The organism is Bacillus sp. V3-13 (genome assembly GCF_002860165.1).
Taxonomy (GTDB): domain Bacteria; phylum Bacillota; class Bacilli; order Bacillales; family Cytobacillaceae; genus Bacillus_BJ.
Map to the genome: position 1 here is coordinate 1 of NZ_PGUZ01000082.1, position 18880 is coordinate 18880.

The 18880-nt window shown below is 41.0% G+C and carries 21 protein-coding genes; 17 read left to right on the plus strand and 4 right to left on the minus strand.

Going from position 1 to position 18880, the window contains the following annotated elements; translation table 11 throughout:
* Window positions 1-386: 386 nt before the first annotated feature.
* Complete coding sequence (locus tag CU633_RS21250) at window positions 387-896, minus strand: antibiotic biosynthesis monooxygenase family protein (protein ID WP_101662559.1); 510 nt, start codon at window positions 894-896, stop codon at window positions 387-389.
* A 272-nt stretch (window positions 897-1168) separates the two neighbouring features.
* Between CU633_RS21250 and hemE the strand changes: the two genes are divergently transcribed.
* From hemE to hemY, 3 genes are all read left to right on the plus strand, one after another.
* The gene (gene hemE, locus CU633_RS21255) at window positions 1169-2215 is read left to right on the plus strand and encodes a uroporphyrinogen decarboxylase (protein WP_101662560.1); all 1047 of its coding nucleotides are present in this window, start codon (window positions 1169-1171) and stop codon (window positions 2213-2215) included.
* Window positions 2216-2302: 87 nt separating this feature from the next.
* Complete coding sequence (gene hemH / locus CU633_RS21260; RefSeq protein WP_101662561.1) at window positions 2303-3235, plus strand: ferrochelatase; 933 nt, start codon at window positions 2303-2305, stop codon at window positions 3233-3235.
* Window positions 3236-3263: 28 nt separating this feature from the next.
* On the plus strand, window positions 3264-4715 hold the full coding sequence (gene hemY / locus CU633_RS21265; RefSeq protein ID WP_180955065.1) for a protoporphyrinogen oxidase: 1452 nt from the start codon (window positions 3264-3266) through the stop codon (window positions 4713-4715).
* Window positions 4716-4861: 146 nt separating this feature from the next.
* Here the strand turns inward: hemY and yhfH are convergent, their stop codons facing one another.
* A complete protein-coding gene (gene yhfH / locus CU633_RS21270) occupies window positions 4862-4996 on the minus strand; it encodes a protein YhfH (protein ID WP_101662562.1) in 135 nt (44 codons plus the stop codon).
* Between the two features lie 208 nt (window positions 4997-5204).
* Between yhfH and CU633_RS21275 the strand changes: the two genes are divergently transcribed.
* The 10 genes from CU633_RS21275 (at window position 5205) to CU633_RS21320 (ending at window position 15617) form a co-directional block, all read left to right on the plus strand.
* Entirely contained in the window at window positions 5205-5936 is a 732-nt protein-coding gene (locus CU633_RS21275) for an MBL fold metallo-hydrolase (RefSeq protein ID WP_101662563.1), read from the plus strand.
* A gap of 16 nt (window positions 5937-5952) precedes the next feature.
* Entirely contained in the window at window positions 5953-6942 is a 990-nt protein-coding gene (locus CU633_RS21280; protein ID WP_101662564.1) for a lipoate--protein ligase, read from the plus strand.
* 228 nt (window positions 6943-7170) lie between these two features.
* Window positions 7171-8730 carry a fatty acid--CoA ligase family protein gene (locus CU633_RS21285; protein ID WP_101662565.1) on the plus strand — a complete coding sequence of 520 codons (1560 nt, stop codon included), beginning with the start codon at window positions 7171-7173 and terminating at the stop codon, window positions 8728-8730.
* Window positions 8731-8855: 125 nt separating this feature from the next.
* Entirely contained in the window at window positions 8856-9617 is a 762-nt protein-coding gene (locus CU633_RS21290) for a GntR family transcriptional regulator (RefSeq protein ID WP_180955066.1), read from the plus strand.
* A gap of 215 nt (window positions 9618-9832) precedes the next feature.
* Entirely contained in the window at window positions 9833-10660 is an 828-nt protein-coding gene (locus CU633_RS21295; protein WP_245917382.1) for an ABC transporter ATP-binding protein, read from the plus strand.
* Window positions 10660-11505: an ABC transporter permease gene (locus CU633_RS21300; RefSeq protein ID WP_101576857.1), complete on the plus strand. Its 846-nt coding sequence runs from the start codon at window positions 10660-10662 to the stop codon at window positions 11503-11505. The genes CU633_RS21295 and CU633_RS21300 overlap by 1 nt, the downstream gene beginning before the upstream one ends.
* Before the next feature lie 23 nt (window positions 11506-11528).
* Window positions 11529-12533, plus strand: a complete 1005-nt coding sequence (locus CU633_RS21305) for an ABC transporter substrate-binding protein (RefSeq protein ID WP_245917384.1) — start codon at window positions 11529-11531, stop codon at window positions 12531-12533.
* A gap of 20 nt (window positions 12534-12553) precedes the next feature.
* A complete protein-coding gene (locus CU633_RS21310; RefSeq protein WP_180955067.1) occupies window positions 12554-13516 on the plus strand; it encodes a carbon-nitrogen hydrolase family protein in 963 nt (320 codons plus the stop codon).
* On the plus strand, window positions 13509-14873 hold the full coding sequence (locus tag CU633_RS21315) for an amidase (protein WP_219619914.1): 1365 nt from the start codon (window positions 13509-13511) through the stop codon (window positions 14871-14873). The genes CU633_RS21310 and CU633_RS21315 overlap by 8 nt, the downstream gene beginning before the upstream one ends.
* Before the next feature lie 3 nt (window positions 14874-14876).
* Window positions 14877-15617 carry a sulfite exporter TauE/SafE family protein gene (locus tag CU633_RS21320; protein WP_101662567.1) on the plus strand — a complete coding sequence of 247 codons (741 nt, stop codon included), beginning with the start codon at window positions 14877-14879 and terminating at the stop codon, window positions 15615-15617.
* 11 nt (window positions 15618-15628) lie between these two features.
* Here the strand turns inward: CU633_RS21320 and CU633_RS21325 are convergent, their stop codons facing one another.
* On the minus strand, window positions 15629-16384 hold the full coding sequence (locus CU633_RS21325; RefSeq protein WP_101662568.1) for an AAA family ATPase: 756 nt from the start codon (window positions 16382-16384) through the stop codon (window positions 15629-15631).
* A 143-nt stretch (window positions 16385-16527) separates the two neighbouring features.
* Here CU633_RS21325 and CU633_RS23475 point away from each other — a divergent pair, with 143 nt between their 5' ends.
* On the plus strand, window positions 16528-16662 hold the full coding sequence (locus CU633_RS23475; RefSeq protein WP_257959227.1) for a hypothetical protein: 135 nt from the start codon (window positions 16528-16530) through the stop codon (window positions 16660-16662).
* A 194-nt stretch (window positions 16663-16856) separates the two neighbouring features.
* Here CU633_RS23475 and CU633_RS21330 read toward each other — a convergent pair whose 3' ends face one another.
* Window positions 16857-17183, minus strand: coding sequence for a cyclic-phosphate processing receiver domain-containing protein (locus CU633_RS21330; RefSeq protein WP_101662569.1), 327 nt, complete (start codon window positions 17181-17183; stop codon window positions 16857-16859).
* Window positions 17184-17410: 227 nt separating this feature from the next.
* Here CU633_RS21330 and CU633_RS21335 point away from each other — a divergent pair, with 227 nt between their 5' ends.
* The 3 genes from CU633_RS21335 (at window position 17411) to CU633_RS21345 (ending at window position 18853) form a co-directional block, all read left to right on the plus strand.
* Window positions 17411-17710, plus strand: a complete 300-nt coding sequence (locus CU633_RS21335) for a hypothetical protein (RefSeq protein ID WP_101662570.1) — start codon at window positions 17411-17413, stop codon at window positions 17708-17710.
* Window positions 17711-17735: 25 nt separating this feature from the next.
* Window positions 17736-18251, plus strand: a complete 516-nt coding sequence (locus CU633_RS21340; RefSeq protein ID WP_101662571.1) for a GNAT family N-acetyltransferase — start codon at window positions 17736-17738, stop codon at window positions 18249-18251.
* A gap of 134 nt (window positions 18252-18385) precedes the next feature.
* Window positions 18386-18853 carry a UPF0158 family protein gene (locus CU633_RS21345; protein ID WP_101662572.1) on the plus strand — a complete coding sequence of 156 codons (468 nt, stop codon included), beginning with the start codon at window positions 18386-18388 and terminating at the stop codon, window positions 18851-18853.
* Window positions 18854-18880: the final 27 nt, after the last annotated feature.

The window sequence follows — 18880 nt, forward strand, 5'->3', positions numbered from 1 at the left end:
GCGGAATTTGAGATTTACGAGCGAAATTCGAGATTTACGAGCGGAATTTGAGATTTACGAGCGGAATTCGAGATTTACGAGCGGAAATCAAAATTTATGAGCGGAATTTCAGATTTACGAGCGGAATTCGAGATTTACGAGCGGAATTTGAGATTTACGAGCGAAATTCGAGATTTACGAGCGGAACTCAAAATTTACGAGCGGAATTCGAGATTTACGAGCGGAAATCAAAATTTATGAGCGGAATTTCAGATTTACGAGCGGAACTCAAAATTTACGAGCGAAATTTCAGATTTACGAGCGGAAATCAAAATTTATGAGCGAAATTTCAGATTTACGAGCGGAACTCAAATAACAAGAGGGATGAAGCGGGCCTTCATCCCTTGTCAACTTTCTTCCTCGCGGGCGGCATATGTCGTCACATAGGAAGCGCCGGAAAAGATTTGCTGCTTGTCCACGCCTTCTTCGCTTTCCTTTTTTTCGTGCGCTTTTTCGTATGCTTTTGATTGCTGCCAGTTTTTAAAACCCTGTTCATTTTCCCATAGTGTTAAAATTACATATGTATTCGAATCTAACGGGCGCAAGACGCGAATCGCGGCAAAGCCGGGTTCATTTTCAATCATGCGGGCCCGGTTTTTGAAGCGGTATTCAAACAGGGGACGGCCTTCATCCGTGACGGGAATATTGTTTAATACAGCAAAATTTGCATGTTCAAACGTCCCTGCCGAATCAAAGACTTCATAGCGGCGCGGTGTGCTGAAAACTGTTTTTCCCTCTGTTTCGTGAATCAGCAGCGCGCTGACCTGATTTTCCATAAGCAGCATCGTTTCGCCGCTATTTTTTTCCTTGATGCTCTTCATAAAATCATACGTTCCTGTTGTCATATACAAGTACAAATTTATCACCTCTGTGCGATATTTTGTTCTTTCCTCATTATATCTTTCTCCTTCAGCTAATTCATCAAACTCGATTTATAGAACATCTTTGCTATTAAGCGTCGGAAAAAATGTCAATTTTTCGACATTTATTGTGGTTAACTATACTTCAATAGTGGAAAACGCTATAGTGGAAACAATTCATAAAATGTACGTTTCTTGCTGTTTCTTATTTTAAAGATAATATATTAAAATGAAAGACAGGAAGTTTTTGAAAGGTGGATTATCTATAAATGACAAAAGTGATCAATGAAACATTTTTAAAAGCGGCATCGGGAGAAAAAACGGACTTTGTTCCCGTTTGGTATATGCGCCAGGCCGGCCGTTCCCAGCCTGAATATAGAGAACTGAAGGAAAAGTATTCTTTATTCGAAATTACCCATCAGCCTGAATTATGCGCTTATGTAACAAGGCTGCCCGTTGAACAGTATAACGTCGACGCAGCGATATTGTATAAGGATATTATGACGCCGCTGCCTGCGATCGGTGTAGATGTCGATATTAAAACGGGAGTTGGCCCGGTCATTTCCAATCCAATTCGTTCGCTCGCAGATGTTGAAAAGCTCGGTGAAATTAATCCTGAAAAAGATGTTCCTTACGTTCTCGAAACGATTAAAATTCTCACCAAAGAACAATTGTCGGTACCACTCATCGGGTTTGCCGGAGCTCCTTTTACCCTGGCCAGTTATATGGTCGAAGGAGGTCCTTCAAAAAACTACAACAAAACAAAAGCCTTCATGTATGCCGAACCGAAAGCATGGTTTGCCCTGATGGATAAGCTTGGCGAGATGACGATTACATATGTTCGGGCGCAAGTCAAAGCCGGTGCCAAAGCGATTCAAATCTTTGACTCATGGGTCGGAGCTTTAAATGTGGAAGATTATCGTTACTATATTAAGCCGGTAATGAATCGAATCTTTTCTGTTTTAAAGGAAGAAAAAGTGCCGCTCATTATGTTCGGAGTCGGTGCAAGCCATCTTGCCCTTGAATGGAACGATCTTCCCCTGGATGTAGTGGGACTCGATTGGCGTCTGCCGATTCAAGAAGCGAGAAAAATTGGCATTACGAAAACTGTCCAGGGCAACCTCGATCCGGCCATTTTGCTGGCACCTTGGCATGTCGTAGAGGAAAAAACAAAAGCGATACTTGATGCCGGCATGGAACATCCGGGATATATCTTTAACCTCGGCCATGGCGTGTTTCCGGATGTCGATCCTGAGACTTTAAAGCGTCTTACAGCCTTTGTCCATGACTATTCAGCATCAAAATTGAGCCGATAGCCCTCATTTAAGCGTTTCATTTGGTAGTTTGAGCTTTTTTTTGGCACAATAGAGGACTATAGACTTAATTTTTAAGAGGTGGATAACATGGCACGAAAAAAAATGGGCTTGCTCGTGATGGCTTATGGAACCCCATATAAAGAAGAAGACATAGAAAGATATTATACCCATATTCGCAGAGGGAGAAAACCGTCCCCGGAGATGCTCGAAGACTTGCGGAGCAGGTATGAGGCGATCGGCGGCATCTCTCCGCTGGCAAGAATTACGCTTGAACAGGCGGAAAAGCTCGAGCAGCATTTAAATAAGATCCAAAATGATATTGAATTTAAAATGTATCTTGGTTTAAAGCATATCGAGCCTTTTATTGAAGATGCAGTAAAGCAAATGCATGAAGATGGAATTGAAGAAGCGGTCAGCATTGTACTTGCTCCTCATTTTTCGACCTTCAGCATTAAATCGTATAACGGCCGCGCCCGGGAAGAAGCGGAAAAGCTCGGCGGCCCGCGGATCGTTTCGGTTGAAAGCTGGTATGATGAACCGAAATTCATTCGATATTGGTCGAGCCGAGTAAAGGAAACGTTTGAGCAGATGCCGGCTGAAGAACGGGACAAGGCGGTTTTAATCGTTTCTGCTCACAGCCTTCCTGAAAAGATTTTACAAATGGGCGATCCGTATCCAAATCAGCTGCAAAAGACAGCTGAAATGATTGCGGAGCAAGCGGGGGTTAAACATTATGAGGTGGGCTGGCAGAGTGCCGGCAACACACCGGAACCATGGCTTGGACCCGATGTCCAGGACTTAACGCGTGAACTTTACAACGAACATGGCTACAAAGCGTTTGTCTATGTGCCAGCCGGATTCGTTTCTGATCATTTGGAAGTTTTGTTTGATAACGATGTCGAATGCAAAACCGTGACAGATGAGGTGGGGGCAAGCTACTATCGCCCTGAAATGCCTAATGCCCAGCCTGAATTTATTGACGTGCTGGCAACGGTTGTACTGCATCATATTGGGAAATAACATTATACGAAAAGAAGGCGATGTAATCGTGTTGCAAGGAAGAAAGAGGGTTGCTGTTATTGGCGGGGGAATCACCGGGCTGGCTGCTGCTTACTACCTGCAAAAGCAGGCAAGAGAGCAAAACCTGGCCATCGATGTCAACTTAATCGAGGCTTCCCACAGGCTCGGCGGTAAAATCCAGACAGTTGTAAGGGATGGATATGTGATTGAAAAGGGTCCGGATTCTTTTCTTGGCCGAAAGCAAAGTGCTTCAAGGCTTGCAAAAGAAGTGGGAATGGATGATCAATTGATTCATAATTCCGCTGGAAAATCATATGTTCTTGTCAAGGAGAGGCTCCATCCGATGCCGGGAGGTTCGATTATGGGAATCCCTACTGAGATTGCCCCTTTTGTGACGACCGGCCTGTTTTCCATCCCGGGAAAAATAAGAGCAGCAGCCGACTTTTTCTTGCCGCGCTCCAATCCTTCCGAGGACCAGTCGCTTGGACAATTTTTTCGGCGCCGGCTCGGGGACGAGGTTGTTGAAAACTTAATTGAGCCTTTGTTGTCCGGAATTTATGCCGGTGATATAGACCGTTTGAGCCTGATGTCTACATTCCCGCAATTTTACGAGGTTGAGCAAAAATACCGGAGTTTGATTTTGGGAATGAAAAAGGCAACTCCAGCCCGGCCGAAAAAAGGCAACCAAAAAGAAAAGGGCAAAGGCAAGGGGCTATTTTTAACCTTTGCTCCAGGATTACAGTCGTTTGTCGATGCGATTGAGTCGAAGCTTGAGCCCGGTTCAGTTTTAAAAGGGATGAAGGTTGAACAAATCATTCAAAAGCCGGGCGGCTATGAGATCGAATTAAATAACGGCGAAATCATTCTCGCCGACAGTATCATCTCGGCGGTTCCGCACCAGGCAGTGCCGATGTTATTCCCAGGAAATGACCTTTTCAGTGAATTAAAGAAGATGACTTCCACATCTGTAGCAACTGTTGCGATGGCATTCCCAAAAGAAGCGATAAAAAAAGATATCGACGGCACAGGCTTTGTCGTTTCCCGGAACAGCGATTACACGATTACAGCCTGTACGTGGACGCATAAAAAATGGCCGCATTCTACTCCTGACGGAAAAGTGCTGCTCCGCTGCTATGTAGGGAGAGCGGGAGACGAAGCGGTTGTTGGCCTGTCTGATGACGAAATCATCAAAATTGTCCTCGAAGATTTAAACAAAACGTTGGATATCACTGCCGAACCGGAATTTTCAATTATTTCACGATGGAATGATTCAATGCCCCAGTATACTGTGGGCCATAAACAAATGGTTGAAAAGATAAAGGAAAAAATGCCGGCAGAATATCCGGGCATTTTTCTGGCCGGAAGCTCCTTCGAAGGCCTCGGTATCCCGGACTGTATTGATCAGGGCGAAGAAGCCGTCAAGCAGGTGTTGGATTACCTGTCTATAAATACAGAAGCAAAAACAGCTGTCAAATCTTGAGCTGAAAATCGCTTGCTCGTATAATAGATTTTCTAAATAATAGTTGCGAACCATTGCAAAAAACCAGCCGCTCATCTAAACTGAACGGCTGGTTTTTTATATGTGATTTATTTCAAAACAGAAAGCGGGTAAATACTCCTAAACTATTAAATATCGGTTACTCCCAAGCAATGGTCACATTTGTTGCCGTAGCATTCATGCTGCTCGTCAATGGTTTTTCCGCATTCGGCACATTCTTTCGGCGGTAAATTTCTAAAAAAATCCATAACGTTAAAAATCATCGTTGTTAACCTCCATTTTTTAAATAATCTGAATTTAATACCATTGTATTATAACAGATTATTTATGTCAATATCTGTTTCAATACAATTTTAAAAAAGATAAAAAACAATGACTATTGGAATCGATAAACCGGGAAATGGAAATGGATCATAGATTTTTGGTACTATCAAATAAGAAGCAATAATTCCGTATTAGGAGGCGTATTCAGTGAAATTAACGGTAATCGGCTGTTGGGGAGGCTACCCGAAGGTAAATGAAGCAAGCACAGGATATTTACTTGAGGAGAATGGATTCAAGCTGCTAATTGATTGCGGCAGCGGTGTCCTTTCGAAGCTTCAGAATATCATCCAGCCGGAAGAAATAGACTCTGTGATCGTGTCGCATTATCATGCTGACCATATTGCAGATATTGGCGTTTTGCAGCATGCAAGATTAATTCAATCTTTCCTTGGCAAGCAAATGGATGTTCTGCCTATCTATGCGCCTGAGTCTGCAGAGGAGTTTCCAAAGCTTACACATAAAAACATCACAAACGGAATCGAATATGATCCCAATGAAGTACTTACAGTAGGACCATTTAACATCCGTTTTTTACGGACAGACCACCCGGTTCCATGTTATGCGATGAGGATTGAGGCTGGCGGAAAAGTGCTTGTGTATACTGCTGATACGTCATACAAACAGGAACTGGAGCAGTTTAGCAAAGACGCAGACCTGCTCTTATGCGAATGTAACTTTTACAAAGAACAGGACGGGAAAGATGCTGGCCACATGAATAGTCTTGATGCAGGCAAACTTGCAGCTGTGGCGAATGTGAAAAGCCTGATTCTGACGCACCTGCCTCATTATGGAGATATTTATCGCCTCAAGGAAGAAGCAGGTGAGGTTTTCAATGGCCCGATTTCAGTAGCGGCTGAGAATCTGTCGATGACTTTATAAAAGAGGAGATTGTGACATGTTATTTATCGATAACGAGGGAATTACAGACCCGCGTATTAATCTGGCAATAGAAGAATACGCATTGAAAAATCTGGATATCAACGAGACATATTTGCTGTTTTACATAAACGAACCATCGATTATTATTGGCAAAAACCAGAATACGATCGAGGAAATTAATACGGAATATGTTGAGAGTAAAGGCATCCATGTCGTCCGCAGATTGTCCGGAGGCGGAGCGGTTTATCATGATCTCGGGAATTTGAATTTCAGCTTTATTACAAAAGACGATGGCGAGAGCTTTCACAACTTCAAAAAGTTTACAGAACCGGTCATTGCCGCACTCCAGAAGCTTGGTGTAAATGCAGAGCTGAGCGGGCGCAATGACATCGTTGCCGAAGGCAGAAAGATTTCAGGCAATGCGCAATTTTCAACAAGGGGAAGAATGTTCAGCCATGGCACGCTCCTGTTCAATTCCGAAATCGAACACGTTGTCTCGGCATTGAATGTAAAAAAAGATAAGATTGAATCAAAAGGAATTAAATCAATCCGCAGCAGGGTAGCCAATATTTCAGAGCTTTTAGCTGATCCTATCCCGATTGAACAGTTTAGAGAACTGCTCTTAAAAAATATTTTCAGCAATGAGGAAAACATTCCGCAATATAAGGTGACGGAGGATGACTGGAAAAAAATCAATCAAATTTCCGAGGAGCGCTACCGGAACTGGGATTGGAACTATGGGAAATCGCCCAAGTTTAATCTCCAGCACTCACACCGCTTTCCAGTTGGCCAGATTGACGTGAGACTGGAAGTGAATAAGGGCAGCATCGAAAACTGCAAAATCTACGGAGACTTTTTCGGAGTGGGCGACGTTTCAGAAATTGAAGAGAAGCTTACAGGAATCAAGTATGGAAAATCTGAAATTGAAGCATCCCTTGAGGGTGTGGACATTCGCCATTACTTCGGCAATATTTCAAAAGAAGACTTTGTGAACTTAGTATATTAAGAAAACAGCAGTGTCCGGCCAGGGCACTGTATTTTTATATAATAGCATGATACAGCAAGTGATTCGAAAAGATAAATAAAGAAAGTTTGAAAAATTTATATTTGTATGACGATTATTCTTGAGTATGGAACTTTTTTTCAATATAATGAATTTAGAAAATTTACGCCCAAGAAATGAATGATCATTCATTTTTGGTTCGTATTTTTTTGAAAAGGGGAGGGGTTAAGCTTGAATTTATCAGATCAGCTTCATGAAACTGCAAAGGTACTGGCGGGTAAACCCGCGTATTATTTTATGGACCAATCCAGTACATATGCCGAACTGGACGGGACTGTCACAAAATTTGCCTCGGGACTTGAAAAGCTTGGAGTTAAAAAAGGGGATCATATTGCACTGCTATTAGGCAATTCACCGTATTTTGTAATTAGCCTATATGGTGCACTTCGGCTTGGTGCCACCGTCATTCCGATTAATCCAATTTATACACCGGATGAAATTGGCTATATTTTGAAAAATGGCGACGTTAAGGTCGTTGTTGCACTTGACCTTTTACTTCCGCTTGCTGAAAAAATGCATCATACCCTGTCTGATGTCGAGAAATACATTATCTGTGAAACTCCGCAAGGACAACAGGCGGGAACAGATGTAACAAGCTTATCAGTATTCCTGAAATTGAAACCGTTTACAGAAGTGGTTGCTACAGGTGAGCCTGCATATGTCGGCCCTGATCTCAAGGAAGAGGATGTCGCTGTCATTCTGTATACATCAGGAACAACGGGTAAGCCGAAAGGTGCTATGCTAACGCATAGAAATCTTTACCGAAATGCAAAGGATAGCGGTGATTATCTGAAGATCAATCAGGATGACAGGGTCATTACCACCCTGCCCATGTTTCACGTCTTTTGTTTAACGGTTGCTTTGAATGCGCCGCTCATGAATGGAGCCACGATCTTAATTGATCCGAAGTTCAGCCCGAAAGAGATTTTTCGTCTCGCCAGAAAATATCAACCAACTGTGTTTGCGGGCGTACCAACGATGTATAATTTCCTTCTGCAATATGAGGAGGGCAATCCTGACGACTTGAAATCGCTCCGCTTATGCATTTCTGGTGGCGCTTCCATGCCTGTTGCCCTTTTAAAAAGCTTTGAGAAAAAATTTAATGTCCTCGTGTCAGAAGGCTATGGATTATCAGAAGCATCACCTGTTACATGCTTTAACCCGCTCGACCGTCCGCGCAAACCCGGGTCGATTGGACGGTCTATTGTGAATGTTGAAAACAAAGTTGTTAATGAGCTCGGAGAAGAGGTTCCGGTTGGCGAAGTTGGCGAATTAATCGTCAGGGGTCCAAACGTCATGAAAGGCTATTATAAAATGCCTGAAGATACAGCAGCAACGATTCGTGGCGGTTGGCTTTACACCGGGGATTTAGCAAGGATGGATGAAGAAGGCTATTTTTATATCGTCGATCGGAAAAAGGACATGATTTTAGTCGGCGGCTATAATGTTTACCCGCGCGAAGTCGAAGAGGTTTTGTACAATCATCCAGATGTAGTGGAGGTTGCCGTGATCGGAATTCCGGATCCGAACTTGGGAGAAGCGGTGAAGTGCTATGTTGTTTCAAAAAATCCACAGCTAACTGAAAAGGACTTGTTTGAATATTGCAGTGAGCACCTTGCCAAATATAAAATTCCGTCAGAGATCGTGTTTCTTGAGGAGCTTCCGAAAAATACAACCGGAAAAATTTTAAGAAGGGCACTCAAGAATCAAGAAGTCGCCTCATCCAAGTAAATTGCAATTTTTAACAGGACATAAAAGACCGAAATATCATGTTTTGGTCTTTTTGTTGATTTATTCCATATCACCTTTTGTTATAATACGATTAGTTAATAAGCACTAAAAAATGGGGTATGAAAATGATTGAACAAAATAGTCGGCTGCCGTTGTATGTTCAATTGAAGCTATCAATAATCAAGCAGATTGAGCAAGGCCTATATAAAAATGGGGATAAAATCCCGACTGAGCATGACCTTTCTGAAAAATATAATATTAGTAGACCGACAGTCAGACAGGCTTTAGCGGAGCTTGTCCAAGAGGGGTATTTAGTGAAAAGAAGAGGCTTGGGCACCTATGTTTCCAATCCTGTCATAATAGGTAATGCTTCAGTATTCCGCACCTTTGCAGAAGAAATGGAGATATTCGGATTCAACCATAGTGCCAAGTTAATTTCAAAGAAGGTATATCCCTCGCCAAAGGACTTGGCAGATACATTATCCATTGACCGGGGAGAAGAAGTGTTTGAGATTGTTCGTTTAAGGTATGCGAATAATAAGCCTTTGGCAATTCGGACTTCAATTATTCCTGTTAGAATATATCCCAACCTGTTGGAAGAGGATCTTGAGGTGCTGTATTCTTTATTTGCTCAAAAAGGGATTTTTCCTACACGATCAAAACAAACATTTCAAGCTGTGCCAGCCACAAAAGCGGAAGCTGAATTATTGAACATTTCGGAAGGAATGCCTTTAATGTTATGGGATGGACTTGTTTTTACAGACAATAACCAGCCTTTGGAAAAAGTAAAGGTTGTTTATCTCGGGTCTCATTTTCGCTTCGAAATTGACCAAACGAGAGAACAATCAAATGTTCAATTTAATAGTCAAATAGACAAAAGGAGCTAGACTAAAAAGCATAATACGCTTTTTGATCTTGCTCCTTTTTTTATTTTTTCTAAAAAAACCTTGTTAAATAATCTAACGAGATTGTTTACGGCCTAAAAATAGAGACATATAATTCAGTTTAAGTATTTAGAGTTGTTAGAAAACGTGACATGGCTTATGAGAATTTTTTAATTTTAAGTTGTAAAGACATCATAACAAAATAAGGAGTGATAAGAATGATGATAGTTAATTCTGCAAAAGCTGTTGAAAACTATACAAAGGAAGAACATGCCATTGAATTGCAAGGAATAAAGAAACATTTTGTTGATAAAGAGGATAATGTGATTCAGGTTATTAAAGATATCACACTTGATATTAAAGAAAAGGAGTTTATTAGTATTATTGGTCCGAGTGGCTGCGGAAAGAGTACTATGTTTAATATTATCTCTGGTCTCATGGAACCGTCGGCAGGACATGTAACGGTAAAGGGGGAAAATATTTCGAGTTCAACTGGTCATGTAGGTTATATGATGCAAAAAGATTTATTATTTCCCTGGCGCACAATCCTCGACAACGTTAGTCTCGGACTTGAGGTAAAGGGGAAAGCAAAGAAGGAACGTGAAGAAATTGGGTTGGCCTATTTGGCGAAATATGGACTTTCCGACTTTGCGAACGCCTATCCTTCCACATTATCGGGAGGAATGAGACAAAGGGTTGCACTCATTCGCACCCTGGCAATCGACCCCGACATTATTCTTTTGGATGAACCTTTTTCTGCTTTAGACTATCAAACAAGATTAGTACTGGAAGAGGAAATACTGGGAATTTTAAGAGATTTCGGCAAAACAGCCGTTTTAATTACACATGATATAGGTGAAGCGATTGCGATGTCGGACCGGGTCGCCGTTATGACCCAAAGGCCGACTTCGGTAAAGAAAATCTATGAAGTGGGCCTTGCCAAAGAATACAGTTCCGCTATGAAGGCTAGATCCGATCATCGATATAATCATTTTTTTGAAAGTATTTGGGCCGATTTAGATATTCAAATTGGGAGGGAGTTATAATGGATTTAACACAAGTCGGTACTGGAAAGATTATTCAAACAAAAGCCCGGCAAAAGAAAAAGAAGCTCAATCCCATCGTGCTTTATAATATTTCAAGACTGGGAATTGTTTTATCTCTATTGGCTATATGGGAACTGGCAGTTTATCTGCAATGGGTCAATTCTTTTTTGATGGGTTCTCCGCTTGGCATATTAAATGAAACGGTTCGTCTTATTCAAAGCGGGCAGCTTTTCAGTGATATGCTGGCAACTGTTTATGGAACGATTATGGGCTTTATTATCGGCAGTGTTTTAGGTTCTGTTGTCGGTCTTCTATTATGGTATTCTACAACATTTGCAAGAATTATTGACCCCTTTATTGTCGCTTTAAACGGCCTGCCGAAAATTGCCCTTGCACCGATGATTATTATTTGGTTTGGCTCGGGGATGTTCTCGAAGATTGCTTTAGCCGGTATTGCTACGTTTATCGTGGCGTTGCTTTCAGCATACCAGGGAACACATCAAATCGATTCAAATCTTGTCAATTTAATGCGATCACTCGGAGCGTCCAAAGGCCAAATTTTTAAAAAGGTTGTTTTTCCTTCATCCATGCCCTGGATTATTTCCGCATTCCGGTTAAATATAGGTTTTGCCTTAATTGCTGTTATTGGGGGAGAGTTTATCTCTTCTGATAAAGGACTTGGAAGAATGATTTTCGTCGCTGGAAATCTATTTAACTTAAATGTTGTCTGGGTGGGAGTCTTAACTTTAATGGCAGTTGCGATCTTTCTTTATGTTGTTGTATCGAAAATGGAGTCTCGATTAATTCCTTGGGATGCAATGAACAAACAAAGTGAAAATCAATAACAGTTCAGATGGGGGATTTTTCAATGAAAAAATATTCGATTATCACACTACTATCTATACTTGTTGTGACTCTGTCAGCTTGTTCTGGAAGTAACGCAGGAGTTTCTTCAGCCCAGGCTGAAAAAGATGGTGAAATGGACACTGTTCTTATAACAGAGGCCTTCCACACTCTTCTTTATTTACCACTGTATGTGGGTTTCCATGAAGGTGTGTTTAAAGAAAATAATATAAATATCTCTAATATTCGCTCTGCCGGTACCGGCCCGACCGCATTGACGTCTGTGCTTTCCGGCGAAGCACAATTTTCAGTACATGGTCCGGAGCACGTAGGTTTTGCCAATGAAAAAGGCGGCGATGCAAAAGCTGTCAGTGCAGTAGCAAATAGTGCTCCTGTCTGGGTGCTTGCTAATAAAGATGTTGTGTTTGATTCACCGGCAGATTTAAAAGGAAAACGAATCATCGTCGGGTTAGCTCCAGGCACATCGAATACGCTACTCAAACGCTTGCTCGAAGATAACGGACTTGATTATCAAAACGATGTAAAAGTAACTGAAGTCCAAAACGGATCTGAACTGGGCCCCGTACTGGCAGGGGAAGCGGATATTGCGGTCGCTTATCAGCCACAGGTAGAGCAGGGCTTAGCTGAAGGTTTGGAATTAGTTTACGATTTCACAAAAGAATATCCCGACTATGCATTCTCTACTTTCAATACGTCTCAAAAAATCATCGATGAAAATCCTGAGCTAGTAAAACGATTTGTAAAAGCTATGGACGAATCTCTAAAACTAATCCATAAAGACCCGGAAACTGCAAAGAAAGTAGCTAAAAAAGAGTTTCCGGAACTGGACGGAGACGTTATTGATCAAGCTGTTCAACGTATGATTGACAGCAACGTTTATCCGGAAAATGTCGAGATTACCACGGAAGCTTTTAAAACAGCTATCGATATGCAGAAATTTGTAGGAAATATAAAAAACGAAATGAAGTATGAAGATATTGTGAATTCAGAGTTTATTCCTGGTGAATGACAAGGAGGAGGTGTCTAGTTATGAAATTAACAATAGTTGGACTGCAAAGTGGTCCCAATTTAAATGGAGAAAGTTATACTGATCGTCTTGAAATGCTGGCTGCTCAATTTGATCATGCTATTCACGATAATCCAGGAACAGACCTGGTCGTTTTCCCCGAGCTAATGACGACTCCTTATTTTTGCCCGATAGATGATCAAAGCTTTTTTGAATTAGCAGAACCTTTACTTGGCGAAACGTTTACATTTTTTTCTCAAAAAGCAAGAGATTCGGGTGTGTATGTTGTGATTACCATATTTGAAAAATATGCAGATGATCAAAACACTAGCTATTATAATACGGCAATTATGATTTCTGATGCAGGAGAATATATCGGCAGTTATCGGAAGACACATATTCCAAAATTGGCACTCCCAACTTTAACAACGGATGAAACTCGTTATTTTAAGAGGGGAACTGAATTTCCTGTTTTTGATGTAAAAGGCTATAAGGTTGGTATTCTCATCTGTTTCGATCGTTCCTTTCCAGAAGCTGCCAGGGCTCTCGCGTTGCAGGGGGCAGAATTAATCATCATTCCAACAGCAGCCGGAGGAGAAGAGCGAAAGGCAGCATGGCTTTCCGAGTGCCAGGCCAGAGCCAGAGAAAATGGCCTCTATGTTGTCGGGGTTAATAAGGCAGGAGACGAAACACTTAAAGCTGAAGGCCGGGAGTTAACATCACGATTCTTTGGGTTAAGCTGTGCCTTTGATCCAAGCGGAAATGCTGTGCAACCTCATTTAGACAGTGAACCTTGGAAGCACATTATCCTCGAAATCGATGGTAAAAAAGTAGAAGAACAAAGGAATAGGTTAAACTTTTTGGATTTTTTACAAGGAGATTTATATCATTCTTATTCGAGTGAAGTTCAGAAAGTAAGAAAATATGAAATTAAGAGAGAGACAGTTCCGCTTTTTGGACCGAAAGGAGTCGTTACAATTGATTAAGACGTCTATGTTTTCCTTGACGATTGCAGATGCCCACCGATTATTAAGAGAAAAACAAATATCCCCAACTGAGCTGGTTTCATTATATTTAGAACAGATCGAACAGGCAGAGCCAACCATAAGAGCCTGGGTAACAATTGAAAAAGACCGCGCTATTGAAAGAGCAAAAGAGTTAGAGCACAAAGTGAATCAGTTTAAAACGTTTTCACAGCTATATGGTATTCCATATGCAGCAAAGGACATCATTTATACGAAAGGAATAAACACTGAAGGCGGATCAAAGGCATTAAAAGGATTTACACCTGATCAGGATGCTACCGTGGTTCAAAAATTATCTGATGCAGGGGCTATTTTACTCGGCAAAACAACGACGACAGAATTTGCTAACTGGGGAGGCCCACCGGAAACTAGGAATCCATGGAATTTAAACCACACGCCTGGCGGATCAAGCTCCGGTTCGGCAGCAGCCATGGCTGCAGGTATGACTTTAATGGCATTGGGGACCCAAACAGCCGGATCATTATCAAGACCGGCTGCCTATAATGGCTTGACAGTGTTAAAAGCAACTTATGGAAGAATAAGCAAGGCCGGGGTGATACCCGCCAGCTGGAGCTTGGATCATATAGGTGCTTTTACAAAAACGGTTGAGGATACAGTCCTTGTCTATAATGAAATTTCCGGGCCGGACCAACATGATTCATCCACTTGGACATTGCCAAAACAAGATCTCTGCTTACGGGAAAAGAAAGACTATAAGATCGGCATTGTAATAGATGAATATTTTAAAGACACTGATGGTGAATTGCAAAAGTCTATCGAAGACGCGATTCAGGTGCTTCAGAACATAGGTTTTAAAACGATTTCTATTCATTTGCCCGGCAGTTTGGAAGCGGCCAACGCTGCTCAACACATCGTGATGAAATCGGAAACAGCCCATTATCATGCAGATAAATATTTGAAAGAACCGGCCCTTTTCGGTCCCTATTTACAGCAGTTTATTAAAGAAGGCCTACAAATTAAAGCAAATGATTATCTGAAAGCGCAACGAATCCGATCTATTTTTAGAGAACAAATGACCGAACTCTTTAAAGATGTAGATTTGTTAATTACCCCAGCCTCACCAACACCCGCACCAAAAGGGATTTCAGAAACAGGATCACCTGCCTACAATCTTCCATTTACAAATGCAGGTGTCCCAACTCTGACCATTCCTATTGGATACACACAAATCAATCATCTGCCAATGGCAATGCAGCTAGTTGCCGGTCCGATGCACGAGCAAAAGCTAATAGATGCCGGGTTTCTTTTTCAAAAGGAAACGGATTGGCATATGAAAACACCTGAGATGCTTAGGTAAAAGATGTTATTGATTGTAACGATGGTATTGTTAGGGTTCGTGTTGGGATTTGTTGGAGCTGGGGGCTCCGGTTTTATCATTGCCATACTTGTGACGATTTTCCATATCCCCGTACATACCGCATTAGGCACTGCCGTATCTGTCATGTTATTTAGCGTATTGTCAGGAAGTTGGAGTCACTTTCGAGAAGGGAATCTATATTTAAAAGAAGGCTTAATTGTCGGTTTGTTCGGGGGAATTGGTGCTTTCTTTGGGACCAGATTGACCGTGTTCATAGACCCGAATGTGCTGATGTTTTTTACAATGACAGTGTTAGTCATTTCAGCAGTACTTCTTTGGTTAAAAACTAGAGTGAACATTAGGGTTGAGGAAGAGAGAACAAATCCGGCGGTTCTTGGCTATAGCCTAATCGGGCTCGGTAATGGCTTGATTTCAGGAACTTTCGGGATCGGTGCAGCTCCCTTTATCCAGTTGTCACTCATAAAATGGCTGCATTTTCCAATGCGGTTCGCCGCAGGAACTACGATGTTGGTTATTGTACCCATTTCGATGTTCGCATCCGCTGGCTACATCGTAAACGGCTATTTTGACACTCTGTTGTTTTTAAAAGTAGCTCTTGGAACGATAGTTGGGACCTACATTGGAGCGAAGTTAACCAAGAAACTTCCCCAAGTTCTATTGCGATACGGAATGGTTATTACTCCGATTGCAAGTGCGATCATATTACTAATCAATTTTCTATGAAATGGAAAAGCTTAATCAGCTAACAAATGATGAAGCAGCCTATTTTTATCATCGAAAAATTGTTTCATGATTTTGTAGTGATTGGTTTCTTCCAGGGCTGTTTCATTGATTCCGTCCTCGCTAAGCTCAAATATTTTGGAGGATGGATAAGACATGATGATCGGGGAATGGGTCGCTATGATAAACTGAGAATTCTCGTTCACCAGATCATGGATCCTTGCGATCATCGATAATTGCCTGATTGGTGAAAGGGCCGCCTCAGGTTCATCCAAAATGTAAATGCCGTTGCCGCGAAAACGATTTGTGAAGGTCGAAAAAAAAGCTTCGCCATGTGATTGTTCATGGAGTGAAACTCCGCCAAACGAGTCAATTACCCGGGGGCCCGGTGCTGGTTCACTGTCCATTTTTTCTATATTGGAAGCGACATTATAAAAGCTTTCCGCTCGAAGAAAAAAGCCATCTTTGGGCCGCAATACGCCTTTTATCACTTTAAGGTAATGTTCGAGAACGGAATGAGAGTCATAAGTGGTGAAGTTGAAGTTCAACGAACCTCCTTCTGGATTAAATCCGAGCGAAACGGCAATGGCTTCTAATAAGGTTGATTTGCCCACCCCATTTTCACCGACAATGAAAGTGACATTTGGATGGAGAGATAGTTCGGTTAATGAATGAATGCTTGGGAGATTAAAAGGATAGTCATTAAATGAAGGAACTTTATCTCTTTTCAATTTAATGCCTCTAACATATTGGGAATGTAAGTGATCCATACAATTACCCCGCTTAACTGATGATCTTTATTCTATATTTTATCAGATTAAAGAAGTGGAAACATTTATTTCTGTTGGAATTTTTAAATGGAAGGTTCGATTATAACCCCCCCCCTGTTTGGAGACAAAAAGGGGGGGTTTTTGTGTGTTTTTTCATCAGATTCAGCTTGTTTACACTTGTTTTAGTTGGACCAGCATTCCGCCATTGGCACAAGCCTTATTTAATGGGAGTTCAAGAAATTCTAAGTCTGCCCGTCAATGTTGAGAGGATCAATTAAGCGGAAATTCCCGGGATTTAAGCGGAAACTTGAATAATTAAGCGGAAATACGATTATTTAAGCGGAAAAAATAATAATTAAGCGAAATGCGAGTTTATTTAAGCGAAACGTAGAAAGCGATTTGGTCATTAGGCTGAGGGACGGTCTGGACATGGTGAAAAGGATTATCGTCAGAGGGTCAAATCTGCCAGACCTTAATGTAAAGGCAAGGGGCGCAAGATAATTTTGATGGTGTGAGGCATCTTGAGGTCTTTTTGTGCTTCCCTTAAAAACTGATACATGGCTTTGCCACCGACTGAGTTAGCAGAATGGATGGTAATGCGTTCTGCGAACAACTGGTACTCTACCATTAAGTGAACAAGCTTTAACCCGTTTCTCGTTTTATTGACCAGATCATGGTCCAACGACAAATGTTCGACATGAAAATGCACTAACAGGTTGAGACATTCATCAATATTATCGGTCAAAATATATCCTGGTGGACAAGGCCGGTAATCATCAAGAAACACACTTATTTTCATGACCATACCTCCCTCTATGTTCGGATTACGAATATTTTACCACATATTCATAGTGTTAATTGGTACTCCAGCAATAATAAGCAAGAAAAAAGGTAGGAATACCAATGATTCCAGCTTCGTAAATAGGTACAAAGTAATTTTTTAATTTATGAAAATTTACGGATTTATTCTCATAGATCATTGGATGTTTATAGTAAAATATGTATTATGACATTGGGGGAAGAAGAATGAAAATTCTGTTGGAGTTACTGCGAATTGTTTTTATATTTTTTTTCCTGGGCGGAATTATGGCCACGGTGTTGACAAATGTATATGCGATGACGGGGATTAACGTAGACGATTATAACTGGATGGGTGTTTTGGGCATCTTAATATTGCTTTTTGTTTTGTATCGAAATAGATGGCAGTTTTCTGGCTGGTATTCAGGAAAAGGCAGCGAAAAACTTCCGGTAAAAACTTCGAATCTATTGTTAACAATTTCTATTTTGATGCTAATGCTTCCACCTGTTTTAGGTTTAATACTTTAATTGAAATATAGAGAGTTGAGTGACAATGAATATCCGAACAGAAAAAGCCAGTGATTATAAAGAGGTTTACCAATTAAATTATCTTGCTTTTGGTGAGAGACAGGATGAATCCAAACTGATCGAAAGAATCCGGTTATCCGGGGAATTTGTTCCGGAATTGTCGATCATCGCAGAAGAAAAAGGAGAAATCGTCGGCCATATCCTCTTAAGCAAAGCTAAAATAGTGAATCCAAATGAAGATTATGAAGTGATTGTTCTTGCACCTATCGCAGTAAAGCCTGGTTACCAAAAGAAAGGGATTGGAAGCAAGCTGATGCAGGAAGGGCTGCGAAGATGCAGGAAACTGGGCTACGGATTGGTTTTATTAATCGGCCATCCGGATTATTATCCTAAATTCGGATTTAAACCGGCGAGAAAGTACGGGTTGGAGTTAAGGCAATTTGATGTCCCCGATGAGGTTTTCATGGTCTGTGAATTGAAGGCCGGGCAACTTAATAAAGTTCATGGTGAACTTATTTATCCGGACGCTTTTTTTAGCTGAATACTTGGAGAAGAGAAATGGAAAATAATCTGTATTTGTTTTAAAATCAATCTTGATAGAAATAATGTATTTGGTTTCTGAAAACGTGTATGAACGCTGGTTTCATGTGTAGTTCCAATAGGGAGGCCATAATCATGAGCGCTAAAATTAAGCTTACAAATATTATTGAAGGAATTGATATACAGTTTGATGATACATATACGTTTCTAAATAAAGAGACTGGTGAAGTAATTTCCGTATCTCACGAAAACTTCCAGGATGCTGAAGAATTAGACTCATTCGAGAATTTACCCGAATGGCAGCAGGAGGATCTGGAAATTGCGATTGATGTCCTTGGGAATGACGAAAAATATATAGAACTTCCAACAAAATATGATATTAATGAATATAGAATTATGGAAGACTTTTGCTATTCAGTACAAGATAAAAGAATACAAGACAGATTATTTGATGCTATTGATGGAAAAGGTGCCTTTAGGAGATTTAAGAATAAAATTCATGATTTTGGAATTGAGGATCAATGGTATTCCTTTCGAGATGAAGAATTAAAAAAAATCGCAATCGAATGGTGTCAGCATCATGATCTGCAGTATATCGATTAAAGCTGAAATGAGTCGCTTCGAAATCCT